At 64.6% G+C, this 520-nt stretch carries 1 protein-coding gene; it reads left to right on the top strand.

From position 1 onward, the window contains the following. A partial coding sequence (locus AC1DS5_RS25620; RefSeq protein ID WP_477721053.1) for an AsmA family protein occupies positions 1 to 520 on the top strand: 520 nt, incomplete at both ends.

Below are 520 nucleotides of genomic sequence, written 5' to 3'. Positions count from 1 at the left end.
TGCCAGCCTGGTGGGCCCGTCGATCGCGCTGACCAACGTCAATGTCGAACTCGACGGCAACAGCGCCGAAGGCGTCATGACCTACAGCAACACCGGCCGTCAGACGCTGCAGGCCACCCTGGCTGCCGGCGCACTCGACTTCACGCCCTATGTGTCTACCGTGCGGCTGCTGGCCTCCGGCGCCCGTGACTGGAATCGGCAGCTGTTCGACTTAAACGCGCTGTCCACCACCGATCTCGACATGCGCCTGTCGGCCGCCAAGGTCACCGTCGGCTCCTCAGTGCTTGGCCGCACCGCGCTCGGCGCCAATCTGCGCGGCGGCACACTGGCGCTGTCGGTGGGTGAAGCGCAGATGTATGGCGGCATCGTCCGTGGTTCGTTCAATGTTGCCCATTCCGATGCCGTGGCCGATGTGAAGGCCCAGTTCCAGTTCAGCGATGTCGACCTGCAGGCCTGTGCCAGTGATCTGTTCGGCGTCAACAAGCTCACCGGCCGCGGCAATCTCAGCATGATGCTGGAG

The organism is Polaromonas sp. P4_H1 (genome assembly GCF_056400945.1).
Note: the sequence above shows the minus strand (reverse complement) of the source record. Positions and strands in the feature narration are given on the sequence as shown.